The organism is Salmonella sp. SA14318 (genome assembly GCF_029866905.1).
In the GTDB taxonomy this organism is placed as follows: domain Bacteria; phylum Pseudomonadota; class Gammaproteobacteria; order Enterobacterales; family Enterobacteriaceae; genus Salmonella; species Salmonella enterica.
In genome coordinates this window covers 3188727-3204599 of the sequence record NZ_CP123282.1, presented here as the reverse complement: position 1 = coordinate 3204599, position 15873 = coordinate 3188727, and the positions used below count along the sequence as shown (strand labels likewise).

17 protein-coding genes are annotated in these 15873 nt (G+C 51.5%); 6 read left to right on the top strand and 11 right to left on the bottom strand.

Annotated elements, in window-relative coordinates; all coding sequences use genetic code 11:
- Positions 1–2: 2 nt before the first annotated feature.
- Genes citF through citC form a run of 4 tightly spaced genes read right to left on the bottom strand, consistent with a single transcriptional unit; the run spans position 3 to position 3816 of the window.
- Positions 3–1532, bottom strand: coding sequence for a citrate lyase subunit alpha (citF, locus tag QEN32_RS15440; RefSeq protein WP_058679700.1), 1530 nt, complete (start codon positions 1530–1532; stop codon positions 3–5).
- A 9-nt stretch (positions 1533–1541) separates the two neighbouring features.
- Positions 1542–2450: a citrate (pro-3S)-lyase subunit beta gene (citE, locus tag QEN32_RS15435; RefSeq protein WP_000622349.1), complete on the bottom strand. Its 909-nt coding sequence runs from the start codon at positions 2448–2450 to the stop codon at positions 1542–1544.
- On the bottom strand, positions 2447–2743 hold the full coding sequence (gene citD / locus QEN32_RS15430) for a citrate lyase acyl carrier protein (RefSeq protein WP_000700679.1): 297 nt from the start codon (positions 2741–2743) through the stop codon (positions 2447–2449). Before citD ends, citE begins: the two co-directional genes overlap by 4 nt.
- On the bottom strand, positions 2740–3816 hold the full coding sequence (gene citC, locus QEN32_RS15425; RefSeq protein WP_000467874.1) for a [citrate (pro-3S)-lyase] ligase: 1077 nt from the start codon (positions 3814–3816) through the stop codon (positions 2740–2742). Before citC ends, citD begins: the two co-directional genes overlap by 4 nt.
- Before the next feature lie 384 nt (positions 3817–4200).
- Here citC and dpiB point away from each other — a divergent pair, with 384 nt between their 5' ends.
- A complete protein-coding gene (gene dpiB / locus QEN32_RS15420) occupies positions 4201–5862 on the top strand; it encodes a sensor histidine kinase DpiB (RefSeq protein ID WP_023205726.1) in 1662 nt (553 codons plus the stop codon).
- On the top strand, positions 5831–6511 hold the full coding sequence (gene dpiA, locus QEN32_RS15415; RefSeq protein WP_000138786.1) for a two-component response regulator DpiA: 681 nt from the start codon (positions 5831–5833) through the stop codon (positions 6509–6511). Before dpiB ends, dpiA begins: the two co-directional genes overlap by 32 nt.
- A gap of 53 nt (positions 6512–6564) precedes the next feature.
- On the opposite strand, the gene dcuC is transcribed toward dpiA, so the two are convergent.
- On the bottom strand, positions 6565–7950 hold the full coding sequence (gene dcuC, locus QEN32_RS15410; protein WP_000958619.1) for an anaerobic C4-dicarboxylate transporter DcuC: 1386 nt from the start codon (positions 7948–7950) through the stop codon (positions 6565–6567).
- A 378-nt stretch (positions 7951–8328) separates the two neighbouring features.
- On the opposite strand from dcuC, the gene pagP reads away from it, so the two are divergent.
- Positions 8329–8901: a lipid IV(A) palmitoyltransferase PagP gene (pagP, locus tag QEN32_RS15405; RefSeq protein WP_001637197.1), complete on the top strand. Its 573-nt coding sequence runs from the start codon at positions 8329–8331 to the stop codon at positions 8899–8901.
- Between the two features lie 187 nt (positions 8902–9088).
- Positions 9089–9298: a transcription antiterminator/RNA stability regulator CspE gene (gene cspE, locus QEN32_RS15400; protein WP_000034826.1), complete on the top strand. Its 210-nt coding sequence runs from the start codon at positions 9089–9091 to the stop codon at positions 9296–9298.
- Positions 9299–9355: 57 nt separating this feature from the next.
- Here the strand turns inward: cspE and crcB are convergent, their stop codons facing one another.
- The gene (gene crcB, locus QEN32_RS15395) at positions 9356–9739 is read right to left on the bottom strand and encodes a fluoride efflux transporter CrcB (RefSeq protein WP_000939753.1); all 384 of its coding nucleotides are present in this window, start codon (positions 9737–9739) and stop codon (positions 9356–9358) included.
- A gap of 90 nt (positions 9740–9829) precedes the next feature.
- On the opposite strand from crcB, the gene QEN32_RS15390 reads away from it, so the two are divergent.
- Both QEN32_RS15390 and tatE read left to right on the top strand, forming a co-directional pair.
- Positions 9830–10618 (top strand): deaminated glutathione amidase, encoded by a 789-nt coding sequence (locus QEN32_RS15390; protein WP_000495789.1) that lies wholly within the window; start codon positions 9830–9832, stop codon positions 10616–10618.
- 128 nt (positions 10619–10746) lie between these two features.
- Positions 10747–10950: a twin-arginine translocase subunit TatE gene (gene tatE / locus QEN32_RS15385; protein WP_000503938.1), complete on the top strand. Its 204-nt coding sequence runs from the start codon at positions 10747–10749 to the stop codon at positions 10948–10950.
- Between the two features lie 85 nt (positions 10951–11035).
- Here the strand turns inward: tatE and lipA are convergent, their stop codons facing one another.
- From lipA to dacA, 5 genes are all read right to left on the bottom strand, one after another.
- On the bottom strand, positions 11036–12001 hold the full coding sequence (lipA, locus tag QEN32_RS15380) for a lipoyl synthase (protein WP_265321906.1): 966 nt from the start codon (positions 11999–12001) through the stop codon (positions 11036–11038).
- Positions 12002–12206: 205 nt separating this feature from the next.
- Complete coding sequence (locus tag QEN32_RS15375; RefSeq protein ID WP_001282817.1) at positions 12207–13160, bottom strand: YbeF family transcriptional regulator; 954 nt, start codon at positions 13158–13160, stop codon at positions 12207–12209.
- 301 nt (positions 13161–13461) lie between these two features.
- Positions 13462–14103 carry a lipoyl(octanoyl) transferase LipB gene (gene lipB, locus QEN32_RS15370; protein WP_000284009.1) on the bottom strand — a complete coding sequence of 214 codons (642 nt, stop codon included), beginning with the start codon at positions 14101–14103 and terminating at the stop codon, positions 13462–13464.
- Positions 14104–14202: 99 nt separating this feature from the next.
- Complete coding sequence (gene ybeD, locus QEN32_RS15365) at positions 14203–14466, bottom strand: DUF493 family protein YbeD (RefSeq protein ID WP_000850547.1); 264 nt, start codon at positions 14464–14466, stop codon at positions 14203–14205.
- 107 nt (positions 14467–14573) lie between these two features.
- Positions 14574–15785: a D-alanyl-D-alanine carboxypeptidase DacA gene (gene dacA, locus QEN32_RS15360; protein WP_000858711.1), complete on the bottom strand. Its 1212-nt coding sequence runs from the start codon at positions 15783–15785 to the stop codon at positions 14574–14576.
- Between the last annotated feature and the right edge of the window lie 88 nt (positions 15786–15873).

The window sequence follows — 15873 nt, the reverse complement described above, 5'->3', positions numbered from 1 at the left end:
GCTTATTCCTTCACCTGATGCACCACATCGATCACTGAACCGTCGCGATAACGCACGACAGCAATCACGCGGTCGGTGAATTCGATAGGGCGGGGCTGACCGGTAAGCAGTTGCGCGCGTTCGCGCAGCCACTCAATCGATACCACTTTCATTCCCGCTGCTTTCAGGCGTTCAGCCAGCTCCGGACGCGCCGGATTGACGGCGATACCGTGATCGGTGACCAGAATGTCAACGCTGGAGCCCGGTGTGACGCAGGTGGTGACGTTATCAACCAGCGTTGGGATGCGACCGCGCACCAGCGGCGCGACGATGATGGACAGCGCCGCCGCGACGGCGGTATCGCAGTGGCCGCCGGACGCGCCGCGTAGAACGCCGTCGGAGCCGGTCAGCACGTTAACATTGAAGTGGGTGTCTACTTCCAGCGCGCTCAGTACCACCACGTCCAGACGGTCGACGGAAGCGCCTTTAGAGCCCCAGTTGGCGTACTGGTTAGCGCTGATTTCGATATGGTTCGGGTTGCGGGCCAAAGATTGCGCAGCGTTACGATCGAAGCTCTGCACGTCAAGCAGTTTGCGGATTAAGCCCTTTTCATGCAGGTCGACCATGGTGGCGGTGATACCGCCCAGCGCGAAATTAGCCACAATGTTGCGGCTACGCATTTTGTCTTCCAGGAAGCGGGTGACCGCCAGCGATGCGCCGCCGGTGCCGGTTTGCAGGGAGAAACCTTCGTTGAAGTAGCCGGAGTGAGCAATGACTTCTGCCGCGCTGCGGGCGATCAGCAGTTCACGCGGATTAGTGGTCATGCGGGTCGCGCCAGCGCCGATTTTGTTTGCATCACCGACTTCTTCGATTTGCACGATCAGATCAACCTGATCCTGAGAGATGCTTGCCGGGTTATGCGGATACGGCAGCAGTTGCTCCGTCAGCATCACGACCTGCTTCGCGCTGTCGGCATCCACCATCGCGTAGCCCAGTGAACCGCAACAGGCCTTGCCGGTATAACCATTAGCATTACCGAATTCATCGCAGGAGGGCACGCCAAGAAACGCAACATCAATGTTGAGTTCGCCGCTTTGTACCAGATGTACACGACCGCCGTGGGAGTGAATCTGAACCGGCTCAGCCAGCAAGCCGCGAGAAATTTCTTCCGCCAGCGGGCCGCGCAGGCCTGACGTGTAGATGCGGCTGACCACCCCGTTACGAATGTGTTCAACCAGCGGCGCATGGCAGTCGCTCAGCGAACTGGAGGCCAGCGTCAGGTTTTTGAAGCCCATCTTCGCGATGGTTTCCATCACCAGGTTAATCGTCAGATCGCCGCCGCGAAACGCGTGGTGAAAGGAGACCGTCATGCCGTCGCGTAAACCGGAACGGCGGATGGCCTCTTCCAGGCTGGCGCACAGTTTGTGGTCGCGCGGTTTTTGCGCTTGTAGATCCAATTTTGCCGCACTTTGGTAAGCGCTCAGTTCGCTTTCAGCGTGACGGCTCCAGGCGGCTACGCGATCCTGGCGTTGAGATTCATTTTTCTGCGTCATTTTTTTGCCTTATTCTTCGCGAATACCGGAAAGTTCTGCACGGGAGAGCACCAGACGGGCGCGTTCAATCACCGGGCTGTCGACCATCTTGCCGTTAAGGGAAACGACGCCGAGACCTTCGCGGGCGGCGGCTTCTGCGGCTTCAACGACCAGACGCGCATGGGCGACCTCTTTACGCGTCGGCGCATAAAGGTTGTGCAGCAGTTCTATCTGGCGGGGGTTGATCAGTGACTTACCGTCAAAGCCCAACTGTTTAATGTGGGCGGCTTCTTGCAGGAAACCGGCTTCGTTGTTGGCGTCGGAATAGACGGTATCGAAGGCCTGAATACCGGCGGAACGCGCGGCCTGCAAAATGGCGCAGCGGGCGAACAGCAGTTCGGTGCCTTCCGGAGAGCGTTCGGTGCGCAGGTTGCGAACATAGTCTTCCGCGCCCAGCGCAATCCCGATCAACCGTTCAGAGGCGTTAGCGATTTCTACCGCGCGGGTAATACCCAGCGGCGATTCCACGGCGGCTAACAGGCCGGTACTGCCCGGTTCGCGACCGCAGGCGTTTTCAATGCGCAGAATTTCGTTTTCGATATCAATGACGTCCTGCGCGGTGTCGGTTTTCGGTAAACGCACCACGTCCGCGCCGCCGCGCACGACCGCCTCCAGATCGTTGACGCCCCATTCGGAGTCCAGCGCATTCACGCGGACGATGGTTTCGACGTCACGGTAAAGCGGATGTTGCAGCGCGTGATATACCAGACGGCGCGCCGCGTCTTTTTCGCGTAATGCAACGGAGTCTTCCAGGTCAAACATCAGCGCGTCGGCCGGATAGATAAACGAATTGCTCACCATCGCCGCGTTGGCGCCCGGTACGAATAACATACTGCGGCGGGTGCGGGTTTTACGTTGTTGCAGAGAGGCGGAAATCATTGGCGATCCTCCCAGGGCAGAGCGGCAATACCGCTGGCGCGCGCCAGTAGCGTTTCCAGTCGGGCGCGCAAAATGCAGTCCAGAGCGCCTTTATCATCGACGTTCAGTTGTACGCCGCGCACGTCGTAGCGAGAAAGCACCTCCAGGATGGTGGCGCGAATGGCCTCGCCAAACTGTTTTTCAACGCTACTGTTGATTTGCAGGTCAATATCCTGCGTATCGAGCGGCGCAATGCGTATCATCACATCGCCGGACTCAAGCGTGCCTGCGACGGCTAGCTGGTTTATTTTCATTTTTCACCTGTTGCTAAGACGGGGGACTTTTGACGGGCTGCCGCGCTGCCCGGATGGCGTTCGACCATGCCCTGCAAATAGCGCAGGGTGGCGTCGGGAACCAGCGGCGCGATAGCCGTGAGATCGTGTTTAACCAGCAGCTTGCGTACCCAGGAGGCGGATATCGGCGTCTCCTGGAAGCAAAGCCGCTCTATTTCCACCAGCGTAATGGGTGGGGCGGGAAGCGTTGGCGTCTCCAGCCAGAAACGCATATCAAGGTTGTACTGGGCGGTAACGGTACAAAACGGCTCCGTACCGACAAAGCGGTGTGTGATGCCAAGCGCGGGCGCCAGATACTGGCGGAAAATCTTCAGGTCGATTTCGGTATAACAGTGATTAATGACGCTCTGCTCTTTAATGAAATAGCAGGGGAACGTCGCACGAGAAATAATGTATTCGGAGCCGCGGTGAACGGTTAAGCGCGGGATATCGGTGGTCCCTTTAAGGACCAGATCGAGTCGGTCTTCATAGGGAAAGCGTGACGTATCTTCTTTGACCAGGAACAGATGCAGCCAGTCGCACTGTGCCGCCGCCTGTTGGATCAGATAGCGATGGCCGTTCGTGAAAGGATTGGCGTTCATCACAATACAGCCAATTTTCTTTCCCTCATGACGCAATGTCGCCAGCGATTCCGCATACCGTTTCAACCGGGTCGCGCTATTTTCCATTAAGACCATCACGCCAGGGACGCTGGCTATCGTCGAAAAGCTGCACTGTTTAAACAGCGCTTCGTATTCCGTTTTGGTATAAATAAAAAGATGGGTGCAGTGCCGTTCCCAGGCGAGATTAATCAATTCCGTCGCCAGCGTTAACGCTAAGCCTTCGCCGCGTACTGATTCGCTAATGGCCACGCATTTAATGATATTTCCGGCAATACCGCCGCAGGCAATAAGACGGTCATCACGGCTGACAGTAATAAACACTTCTACAGTGGTATCGACGCTTAAATCATTCTCTTTGAGAAAGTGAGCGATCTCCGCCATTTTTTTATTTTCAGAGCGTTTTACCCGAGTGAATACATTATTGCCAAACATAGTAAGAAATATCCTGGTGATATGCTTGTTGCCACTTTTCTGTATATGTTGCGCTGTGTTGCAACTTGATAACTTTTTCTTTTCAGTCAGAGTGAGAGTATTTTTATGCCGAGTTATTTATTTTTCTCTCTGACGTATACATCGTAAGGAGTATTTTGGTGGTAAATTTTGATTTATTTCACAAAGCGTTAGATGGTTTTTAAGTGTTTTATGGTTTTAAGTTTTTTAATTAATTTAATCACCATTCCGGCGGTGGGTTTTAGTTGTTTAATTGATTTAATGTGGGGAATCTGTAACGATTGGTTTTTATATGCTTCAAGATGCTGAAAACATTTTTATTACATTTGCGATAAATCTGAAGAGAAATGCCCATAAGGAACCTTAATGTCCTATCAGAAAAATAAAAAGCTGTTTCCTTTTTTTCGGCAACTCGCGTTTCCGTTACGTATTTTTCTGCTCATTCTGGTGGTTTCTGTTTTCATCGTGGCAGCGTTAGCACAATATTTGTCTGCCAGTTTCGAAGATTATCTGGCGTCCCATGTTCGTGATATGGCGATGAATCAGGCAAAAATTATTGCTTCTAACGACAGCATTATCGCTGCCGTAAAAAACCGGGACTATAAACGCCTGGCGATAATTGCGAATAAACTGCAGCGCGGGACGGATTTTGACTATGTGGTGATAGGCGATCGCCACTCGATCCGGCTTTACCATCCGAATCCGGAAAAAATCGGCTATCCCATGCAGTTTACGAAACCCGGCGCGCTGGAAAGAGGAGAAAGTTATTTCATTACCGGTAAGGGCTCAATAGGGATGGCGATGCGCGCCAAAACGCCTATCTTTGACAACGAAGGCAACGTGATCGGCGTTGTTTCAATTGGCTATCTGGTCAGTAAAATCGACTCCTGGCGGCTGGACTTCTTATTACCGATGGCGGGGGTTTTTGTCCTGTTGCTGGTGGTATTAATGCTGCTTTCCTGGTTTTTCGCCGCGCATATCCGCCGACAAATGCTGGGCATGGAGCCGAAACAGATTGCGCGCGTGGTACGCCAGCAGGAGGCGTTATTTAGCTCGGTTTATGAAGGGCTGATCGCCGTTGATCCGGAGGGACATATCACTGCGATTAACCGCAATGCGAGAAAAATGTTGGGGCTGCCGTCGCCGGGGCGTCAGTGGCTGGGCAAGCTGATAGCGGAAGTCGTCAATCCGGCAGACTTTTTTACCTGCCAGATCGCAGAAAGACGCCAGGACGTGATGGCTAACTTCAATGGCCTGAGCGTCATCGCCAATCGTGAGGCTATCCGTTCCGGCGAGGAGCTGCTGGGCGCTATTATTAGTTTTCGCAGCAAGGATGAAATCGCGACGTTGAACGCGCAGCTAACCCAGATTAAACAGTATGTTGAGAGCCTGCGCACGCTACGCCATGAGCACCTGAACTGGATGTCGACTCTGAACGGCCTGCTGCAAATGAAAGAGTATGATCGGGTCAGAGAGATGGTGCAGGGCGAATCGCAGGCGCAGCAGCAACTTATTGATAGTTTACGCGGCGCCTTCGCCGATCGTCAGGTGGCCGGTTTGCTGTTTGGCAAAGTTCAGCGCGCGCGTGAACTGGGGCTCAAGATGGTGATAGTTCCCGGCAGCCAGCTACATCAACTGCCGGAGGGGCTGGATAGCACGGAGTTCGCCGCCATCGTCGGGAATCTGCTGGATAATGCGTTTGAAGCGAGTTTGCGTACACAGGAAGGCGACAAGACCATCGAACTTTTCCTGAGCGACGAGGGCGACGAGGTGGTGATAGAGGTCGCCGACCAGGGCTGCGGCGTTCCTGAAGCGCTGCGGGAAAAGATTTTTGAACAGGGCGTAAGTACCCGAACCGACGAACCCGGTGAGCATGGTATCGGGTTATATCTGATTGCAAGTTATGTGGGGCGCTGTGGCGGGGTCATTACGCTGGAAGACAATGATCCTTGTGGCACCTTATTTTCTTTATTCCTTCCGAAAGTGAAAAAAAACGATGACAGAACCATTAACCCTATTGATCGTTGAGGATGAAACGCTGCTGGCGGAAATGCACGCAGAATATATCCGCCATATTCCTGGCTTTAACCAGATATGGCTGGCGGGCAATCTGGCGCAGGCGAGAATGATGATTGACCGGTTCAAACCTGGATTAATTCTGTTAGATAATTATCTGCCGGATGGGAAGGGGATTACGCTGCTGCATGAATTAATGCAGTCGCGCTATCCCGGCGGCGTCGTGTTTACGACCGCCGCCAGTGACATGGAGACGGTAGCGGAAGCGGTACGTAGCGGCGCGTTTGATTATCTGGTCAAACCTATTGCTTATGAACGTTTGGGACAGACGCTGACCCGCTATCAACAGCGCAGACGTATGCTGGCGAGCGCGGATAGCGCAAGTCAGAAGCAGATAGATGAAATGTTCAACGCCTATGCGCGCGGCGAACCGAAAGGGGATTTGCCGACAGGTATTGATGCCTTAACCCTTAATGCGGTGATGAAGCTATTTGCCGATCCAACCGTACGCCATACGGCTGAAACGGTCGCGCAGGCCTTAACGATAAGCCGCACCACATCCCGACGCTACCTGGAATATTGCGCGAGTCGGCACCTGATTGTCGCAGAGATTATTCATGGCAAAGTGGGCAGGCCGCAGCGTATTTACCACGGAGGCTAAGCCTGGTTTAAGATGCCGGGGCGATGTTTTCCCTCGCCCCGGCTTACCGGCTATCAGCCGCCAGTAACGGCAGAAGAGGCGCCTGGCACCATAATTTCCGTGGCGATAATGACGATCAACAGACCGACGATGACCGGAACGGACGTGCGTTTCACCACTTCAAACGGTGATATTTTAGCCATCCCGGCGACAGCGACCACGACGCCGGAGACCGGCGAAATCGTGCGCCCCAGGTTTGAGGCTTGCAGCATTGGGATGGATAAATAGGCTGGGTTGATACCGGAGGAGTGCGCCAGTTTAGGGATCATCTCAACAAAGGCGTAAAAAGGCGCATTGCCTGAACCGGTGGTCATCGCGGCCAGCATGGTTAAAATCACTAATACCAGCATCAGAATAATGCTGGCGGAACCAAAAGAAGTGGCAATCGAGATCAGGCTTTGGATAAAGCCAATGGTGCTCAGCCCCTGGGCGAAAACGCCCGCCGCGACCAGCAGCATCACAACGCCGGCAAACGCATCCGCCATGCCGCGATAAGCCACTTCCAGGCCGGAAAACACATTTTGCGTGTTGAAGCCGCGCACGAATTCCAGCACGGCGGCCAGCAGCATACAGATCACCAGAATGGTAATAATGTGCAACTGCGGCCCCCATTTACCGTCAAAAATCAGTACGCCGATAATGGGCGTGAACGGCAAAAGGGCATAAAACGCCGGGGCCGTGGTGGTAATCTCCGCCACGTCCAGCATCTCATGTGAAATGTTCTCTTTTTTATCCAGATAGCGTTGCCAGAAAAAATGCGCAATCGCCATACCGATAATGGCGGCGATGGAAATCGGCAACGTGGTTTTGAACGCGAAATCGATTAACGGCATTTCCGCCGCTTTTGCGGCTAAAACCACATCGCCAGACGTTGGCGAGAGGATGATGGCGGCCGGAGAGGCGCAAATAGCCGCCGCCGCGCCGCGGCTAATGCCGACGTTGACCATCACCGGGAAGAGAGTAGCCATGAGCAGTACGCCAAGCCCCGTCGCGGAAGAGACGGCCAGCGACATCAGGCAGGCGACAAAATAGGCGGCAATCATCAACAGGTAGGGCGAGTTTATGTACTGTAAAGGTTTCGACGCCAGCTTCACGACCATATCATTCGCACCGATATGCGTCATATAGGCGGCAAAGCCGCACAGCATCATGATCATCATGCCAAGATCGCCGCCGCGACTCATAAGCAAAATTTTGATGTATTCAACAATATCTGTTGCGGTATAGCCGGTACTGGTTTCGCTGGCAGGTAATACCTTATGCCCCATCAGCGCGCTGATAATAAGCAGAACCAGACCGCCGACAAATAAAACGCCAGTGGCGGAATATCCCTTAATGATGTAGCGCGCTACACCCACAATAACGACGACTCCGATAAGGAGCTCTATAACTGTTAGCATTGTTTCCCCTGTCTTATCGACACCCAGAGTAAAAATAAGAGCCACAAAAGTGGTATAAAAATGTACCGAATAAAGGATGGCGCCTTACTGATTAAAATCACGGCGCGGTTATTTTTTCATGTCATCGCTAAAGATGAAATATGCTTATACGAATTTTCTGTAGCGCTATAAGTATTAATTTATTGTTATTTTATTGTTTTATTTGTTGTGCTTTGTTTTGTGTTTTTTGTGAAAGCTTATTAAGGAGCGCGCGACGGTTCTGAGTGCTAAATCAAACGCCGTTAACCCGATACTTTCTCAGATTATTCTCTGTTTATAGTTTGTTAAGATTTTATTCAGGTTAATGTTGTTATTATCACGGTCGAATTTTTGAACGGTATGTATGTTGCGATGATCATCAGAAAGTATTTTCTTATTATTGCTCTCCTTTTGATGCCATGGCTGGCTATTCCTTCAGTCTCTGCGGCGGATAAAGGGTGGTTTAACACGTTTACCGATAACGTCGCAGAAACGTGGCGACAGCCTGAGCATTATGATTTGTATGTCCCCGCCATTACCTGGCATGCGCGCTTTGCCTACGATAAAGAGAAAACGGATCGCTATAACGAGCGGCCGTGGGGCGTTGGTTTTGGTCAGTCGCGCTGGGACGACAAAGGCAACTGGCATGGCCTTTATATGATGGCCTTTAAAGATTCATTTAACAAATGGGAACCCATAGGCGGTTATGGCTGGGAAAAAACCTGGCGACCGCTGGAAGACGATAATTTTCGTCTGGGACTGGGCTTTACCGCAGGCGTTACCGCGCGCGACAACTGGAATTATATTCCCATCCCTGTGCTGTTGCCTTTAGCGTCGATAGGCTATGGTCCCGCTACCTTTCAGATGACCTACATTCCGGGTTCGTATAACAACGGAAACGTCTATTTCGCCTGGATGCGTTTCCAGTTTTGATGGGGAAGGGCATGCTTCAGTTGTGAATTAAAAAGTCTTAAAAAACAATAAGTAGCTAGAGTTAGCTAAAAATTAACGCGATATTTATCACTTTTTCGCAAAGTTCGACTGGACAAAATGCATCACAATTGTTGTACTGGTATCCGACACAGCATTTGTGTCTATTTTTCATGTAAAGGTAATTTTGATGTCTAAGATTAAAGGTAACGTTAAGTGGTTTAATGAATCCAAAGGATTCGGTTTCATTACTCCGGAAGATGGCAGCAAAGACGTGTTCGTACACTTCTCTGCAATCCAGACCAATGGTTTTAAAACTCTGGCTGAAGGTCAGCGCGTAGAGTTCGAAATCACTAACGGTGCCAAAGGCCCTTCCGCTGCAAACGTAACTGCTCTGTAAGCATACGTCCGACAGCAAGATTTCAAAACCCGCCCTTTCGGCGGGTTTTTTTTGCGCTTAACGCGCCGCTGCGGCGGAAAATAGCCAGAATGCCAGCGCCGTCATGGCAAACGAACCTAACAGGTTAATCAGCACATTCAGCAGCGCCCAGCCAAAGCGCCCCTCTTGCAGCAAGAATACCACTTCAGCAGAAAAAGTAGAAAAGGTCGTCAGGCCGCCGCAAAAGCCGGTCGTGATGAGCACTTTCCACATCGGATCGATATGTGTCATGCGGTTAAACCAGGCGAACCCCATGCCGATAATAAACGCGCCAAGCAAATTTGCTGTTAGCGTACCGATGGGAATCGCCTGATGAAGCGGATTAAAACGCATACTTAGCATCCACCGGGCTACGCTCCCCGTTCCACCGCCGATAAAAACTGCTAAAAGAAGCTGTAACACTGCCGAATCCTTTATTTAATTGCTATACAGGAGGAGTGTAACGCCGAACACGCATAATTGGCGAGTCCTGACAGAGGTGTGGGAGGGGATATGTTCGTTGCAGCCGGGCAGTTTGTGGTGAGTTCTGTATGGGAAAAGAATGCGCAAGTTTGCGTTTCGTTAATGGCTCAGGCGGCGGACCGCGGCGTATCGCTTCTGGTGTTGCCTGAGGGGATATTAGCGCGAGATGACATCGACCTTGACCTGCCGATTCGCGCCGCGCAGCCGCTGGATGGCGCGTTTATGACGCGGCTTCAGGAAGAAAGCGCTCATAATAATATGACGACGATATTCACTATCCTTGTCCCGTCAACGCCTGGACGGGCGGTTAATATGCTGGTGGCGCTACGGGCGGGTCACATTGTCGCGCGTTACGCGAAGCTGCATCTCTATGATGCGTTTTCGATGCAAGAATCCCAAAGTATTGATGCCGGAACCGTTATCGCGCCTGTGCTGGACGTGGAGGGGGTTAAGGTGGGGCTTATGACCTGTTATGACCTGCGCTTTCCGGATATGGCGTTAGCGCTGGCTTTACAGGGGGCTGACGTATTGGCGCTGCCGACGGGCTGGGTTCGCGGCCCGTTGAAAGAGCAGCAGTGGTCGACGCTGTTGGCGGCGAGAGCGCTGGATACCACCTGCTATATGATTGCGGCCGGGGAGTGTGGTAATCGTAATATTGGTCAAAGTCGTATTATCGATCCGTTGGGGGTAACGATAGCCGCGGCAGCCGATCGTCCGGCGCTGATCGTCGCGGAAATATTCAGAGAACGAATAGACCAGGTGCGGGAGCAACTTCCTCTTTTGCAGCAACGACGATTTGCGCCACCGCAATTATTATGATGTTTTTTTACGCAAAGCTTGATTCACCTTGTTACAGATTGCTATTGTGTGCGCGCGTCGAAAGACCGTTAATATTCTCAGGTTAATCCGGCGCGTTACGCAGCCTGTTTTTAGTGAAGAAGGTATCTATGGGTGAGATTAGTATTACCAAACTGCTGGTGGTTGCCGCACTGGTTGTTCTGCTGTTTGGTACCAAGAAGTTACGTACGCTGGGCGGAGACCTGGGCACGGCGATTAAAGGATTCAAGAAAGCAATGAACGATGAAGACGCGGGCGTTAAGAAAGACGTCGACGGTAGCGTTCAGGCTGAAAAACTCTCGCATAAAGAGTAATAGCGCAATGCGCTTGCTCCGCAGAGTAAAAAAACCGGCGAGTTGCCGGTTTTTTTTGCCTGAAATGTAAGCGTCTATTACACGATCATTTCACTTCCATGCCTTTGGCCTGGAGATCAGCATGGTACGAAGAACGTACAAAGGGGCCACAGGCGGCATGGGTAAAGCCCATCGCCAGAGCTTCCGCTTTCATCTCGTCAAACTCTTCCGGGCTGACATAACGCTGTACCGGCAGGTGATGGCGGCTTGGCTGTAGATACTGACCAAGCGTCAGCATGGTAACGCCGTGACGGCGTAAGTCGCGCATAACCTCAATGATTTCCGCATTGGTTTCGCCTAAGCCCACCATCAGACCCGATTTTGTCGGAATTTCCGGGTGCGCTTCTTTGAAGCGTTCCAGTAATTTCAGCGACCAGTTGTAATCGGCGCCCGGACGAACCTGGCGGTAAATACGCGGCACGTTTTCCAGGTTGTGGTTAAACACATCCGGCGGCGTCGCGTTAAGAATATCCAGCGCGCGATCCATACGTCCACGGAAGTCTGGCACCAGGGTCTCTATTTTTATCTCCGGGCTTTTGGCGCGGATGGCGGTGATGCAGTCAGCAAAGTGCTGGGCGCCGCCGTCACGCAGATCGTCACGGTCGACAGAGGTGATGACCACATAGCGTAGCGCCATGTCGGCGATCGTTTGCGCCAGTTTCTGCGGCTCTTCCGCATCCGGTGCAAGGGGGCGGCCATGGGCGACATCACAGAACGGACAGCGGCGAGTGCAAATGGCGCCAAGGATCATAAACGTAGCGGTACCGTGGTTGAAACATTCAGCCAGGTTTGGGCAAGACGCTTCCTCGCAGACAGAATGCAGGCCATTTTTGCGCATTGCGGCTTTGATGCCCTGGATACGGGTAGAATCCGCCGGAAGTTTTATTTTCATCCATTCCGGTTTACGTAGTAGAGCGTCGCGCTCTGTGACCACATTTTTAACCGGGATAAGAGCCATCTTATCGGCATCGCGGTATTTTACACCGCGTTCCATCACAATGGGTTTACTCATAGCGTGCGTGTTCCAGTTGCGAATAACGAAGGAAAGCGTTTCAATTCAAGGGAAAGTTGTATTTATCAACTATTTTTGAATTTGTGACACGCAGTATATCATTGATAAGGGCCATAAAGCAGCCTGACAGCCCGGCAAAATGTAAAATAGTTGTTGTTTTGTGCTGTTTGCCCATATCTTCCGTGACCTGAATGCAACATTTTTGTCAGAACGCCTCACGAATGATATCAATGACGTTCTCCAGCACCGGATCGCGCAGACTCAGTTTATTGTAATGCAGCGAGAACTCGACCTGTTCACTATTCACCGGCGCGTAGGGAAGGCGTTCAAGCGGCCAGCAACGGCTAAATAAGTCGTAGAAGCGGGTGGGCATCAGTCCCAGCAGATCGCTGCTGGCGATCAGCGAGGCAATGGTAAAAATATTGTAGCTGCTAAAACTGATTTGCTGATCGGGAAATGTCTCCTGCAGTCGCTGGCGCAGGAGGGAAAGATGTTGTCCCTCCAGCATCAGAAAGGTGTGATCCGCGCTGTTCAGTCTCTCTTCAGTAATGGCGTTCGCCAGACACGGGTGATGCTGGCGGCAGACAATCTCAAGCGTATCGCTAAACAGGACGTGATGCTGGATGCTCCGGTTGTTATAGCTATGGGTATTGATAATGAGATCGGTCTGAAACTGACTAAGCTGGCTTTCGGCATCGTCTACCGGAATGTTGCGCAGCAAAAGCTGAGGATAACGCGGCCTGATGGCCTGGTAAATAATCGGCATCACTAGCGCGCCGACCGAAGGCGTCGTGCCAATTGTAATGGTACGTTGCTTATCATAGCTGCCCGTAAGATCCAGGGCGCCAAGAATAGATTCCAGCCCCTGGCTGATGTATTCGTGCAGATGCGTAGCATACGTCGTGGGCGTTACGCCCTGGCCTTTGCGAATAAACAGCGGATCGGGAAATATAGTCCGTAATTTTTGAATGGACTGGCTGATGGCTGACGGCGTCAGGTTAAGAATTTTCGCGGCATTGACGATCCCTTTATGGACATATACGGCCTCGAAAATCGTCAACAGATTGAGGTCAATATTTCTCAGTGTTCTGAAAATTTGCGGTTTGTCTTGTAGATGTTGATCGGCCGGTTGTCTTTCTGCCTGATTATTATCACTCACGCTCTGGCTCCGAATTCATTCGTATTATGAATAATAGATGAAATAGTATATTTTGCATTTATGAGTTGGTTTTAAAATTACTCTTATGAATGTATTTTTAGTCATTTCAATAAGATAAGTAGCAGCAAGGCCGGGATTTTGTTCACGGAAAATTCCTCATCATGAGGACTGAAGAGGCCATGCCGCCTGGCGGCTACAGCAGGGATATAACGAAAATATAGAAAGCGGGGGGAGAAGTAAAGCATTCAAATCATATATGATTAATGACCCATAAATTTCTTGGGCCATTATATTTTACGCATTAAGCAGCAATATATTCATACGGTGGATTATTTAGCAGAGCTAAAATATTCGCCAGCAAGCGGGGCGCAATATTATCCGTGGTAGCGTCTTCCTTCCACTGCGTTATTTTGGCCATTTCCATGCCGGCATAACCACACGGGTTGATACGCAGGAAAGGAGAAAGATCCATGTTAACGTTTAGCGCTAAACCGTGGAATGAGCAGCCGCGACGGATACGTAAACCCAGCGAGCAGATTTTCTTTTCACCCACATAGACGCCCGGTGCATCGGCGCGCGGATGCGCCTCAATACCAATTTCAGCCAGCGTATTCACCACGGTCTGTTCAAGTAGGGTGACTAAATCACGCACGCCCAGTTTACGTCGTTTCAGGTTAAGTAAAACGTACATTACCTGTTGGCCCGGACCATGATAGGTCACCTGTCCTCCACGATCGCTCTGCACAACGGGAATATCGCCAGGCATCAATATATGTTCCGCTTTACCGGCCTGGCCCTGGGTAAACACCGGGTAATGCTCAACCAACCAGATTTCATCATGGCTGTTTTCATCGCGCATATCGGTAAAGTTATGCATGGCCTGAGAGATAGCTTCATAGGGCTGAAGGCCGAGCTGGCGGACAAGGATTTTATCCTGATACAAAACGGCATCTCCGTAGAGAATGAAAAAAGAGAGGAAAGTATATCACAGCGGGGGAGGCGGGGAGTTACCCGGATAAGACCGGGTAACCGTCTGGATGTATTACAATACCATTCGCACGATATCAATATTGCCCAGTTCTTCGTACAGCGTTTCAACCTGTTCAATATGGGTGGCATTAATGGTGATAGAGACCGAGTGGTAGTTGCCTTTGCTGCTCGGTTTTACCGTCGGAGAGTAATCACCAGGCGCATGGCGCTGTACCACTTCAACCACCTGATCAACCAGCTCAGGTAACGCCTGCCCCATTACTTTGTAAGTAAATGGCGTAGGGAATTCAAGCAGTTCGTTAAGTTTGGTTTTCATGTCAGCTCCGGCATTACGTAAAAAAATAACAACTCCCGCCACAGGGCGGGAGTTTTACTGATGCATAGTATATGGGGACGAAAATTACACTTTCAAGCGTTCAATTTTTATCCAAACCAGTGATGGAACATTAATTTAATGTAATCAATGATTTTACCGAAGAAGTTCCCTTCCGGGATCTCTTGCAGTACGACCAGCGGACGCTGCTCGATGGTTTTACCGTCCAGCTGGAAGTTGATGGTGCCGACCACCTGGTTTTTCTGCAGCGGCGCGTGCAGTTCTGCGGTATTCAGTACATAGCTCGCTTTCAAATCTTTCATGCGACCGCGAGGGATCGTCAGGTAAACGTCTTTATCGACGCCCAGCGAGGCGCGATCGGTATTACCAAACCAGGCGGGTTCAGAGGCGAACTCTTTACCAGCCTTCAGCGGATTAACGGTTTCAAAGAAACGGAAGCCCCACGTCAGCAGTTTTTTGCTTTCTGTTTCACGGCCTTTATAGGTCCGTCCGCCCATTACGGCGGAAATCAACCGCATCTGGCCTTCGGTTGCGGAAGCGACCAGATTATAGCCCGCTTTGCTGGTATGGCCGGTTTTGATGCCGTCCACATTCAGGCTGTTATCCCACAGCAGACCGTTACGGTTTAACTGGCGAATGCCGTTAAAGGTGAACTCTTTTTCTTTATAAACGGCATATTCGTTAGGCACATCGCGAATTAACGCCTGACCAATCAGCGCCATATCGCGAGCTGAACTGTATTGTCCGTCGGCGTCCAGGCCGTGTACGGTCTGGAAGTGGGTATTTTTCAGCCCCAACGCGTTCACATAGCTGTTCATCAGTCCGACGAAAGCATCCTGGCTACCGGCGGCGAAATCAGCCATCGCCACACAGGCGTCATTGCCGGATTGCAGATTGATGCCGCGTATCAACTGAGAGACCGGTACCTGCATTCCCGGCTTGAGGAACATCAGCGAGGAGCCTTTAAATACCGGATTGCCGGTGGCCCAGGCGTCATTACCGACGGTAACCAGGTCGGTTTCTTTAAATTTACCCGCTTTCATTGCCTGTCCGATGACGTAACTGGTCATCATCTTCGTCAGACTAGCCGGGTCGCGACGTTCGTCGGCGTTTTGTTCCGCCAGAACTTTGCCGGAGTTGTAGTCGATCAGGATGTAGGATTCCGCATCGATCTGCGGAACGCCCGGGATCATAGTTTTGATATTCAGGTCATCGGCATGTGCGGTTGAGATAAACGCGGCACAAAGCGCCGTGGTGAGCGCCATGCGCTGCATAAAACGAGCGGAAAAAGTGGTCTTCATGGTCTGAACTACGACGTCCGTGATGAAATTAAAAAAAGAGCCCTACTATAGCAAAAGCATAACTGGCAGGCATCTGACTTTCCGCGTG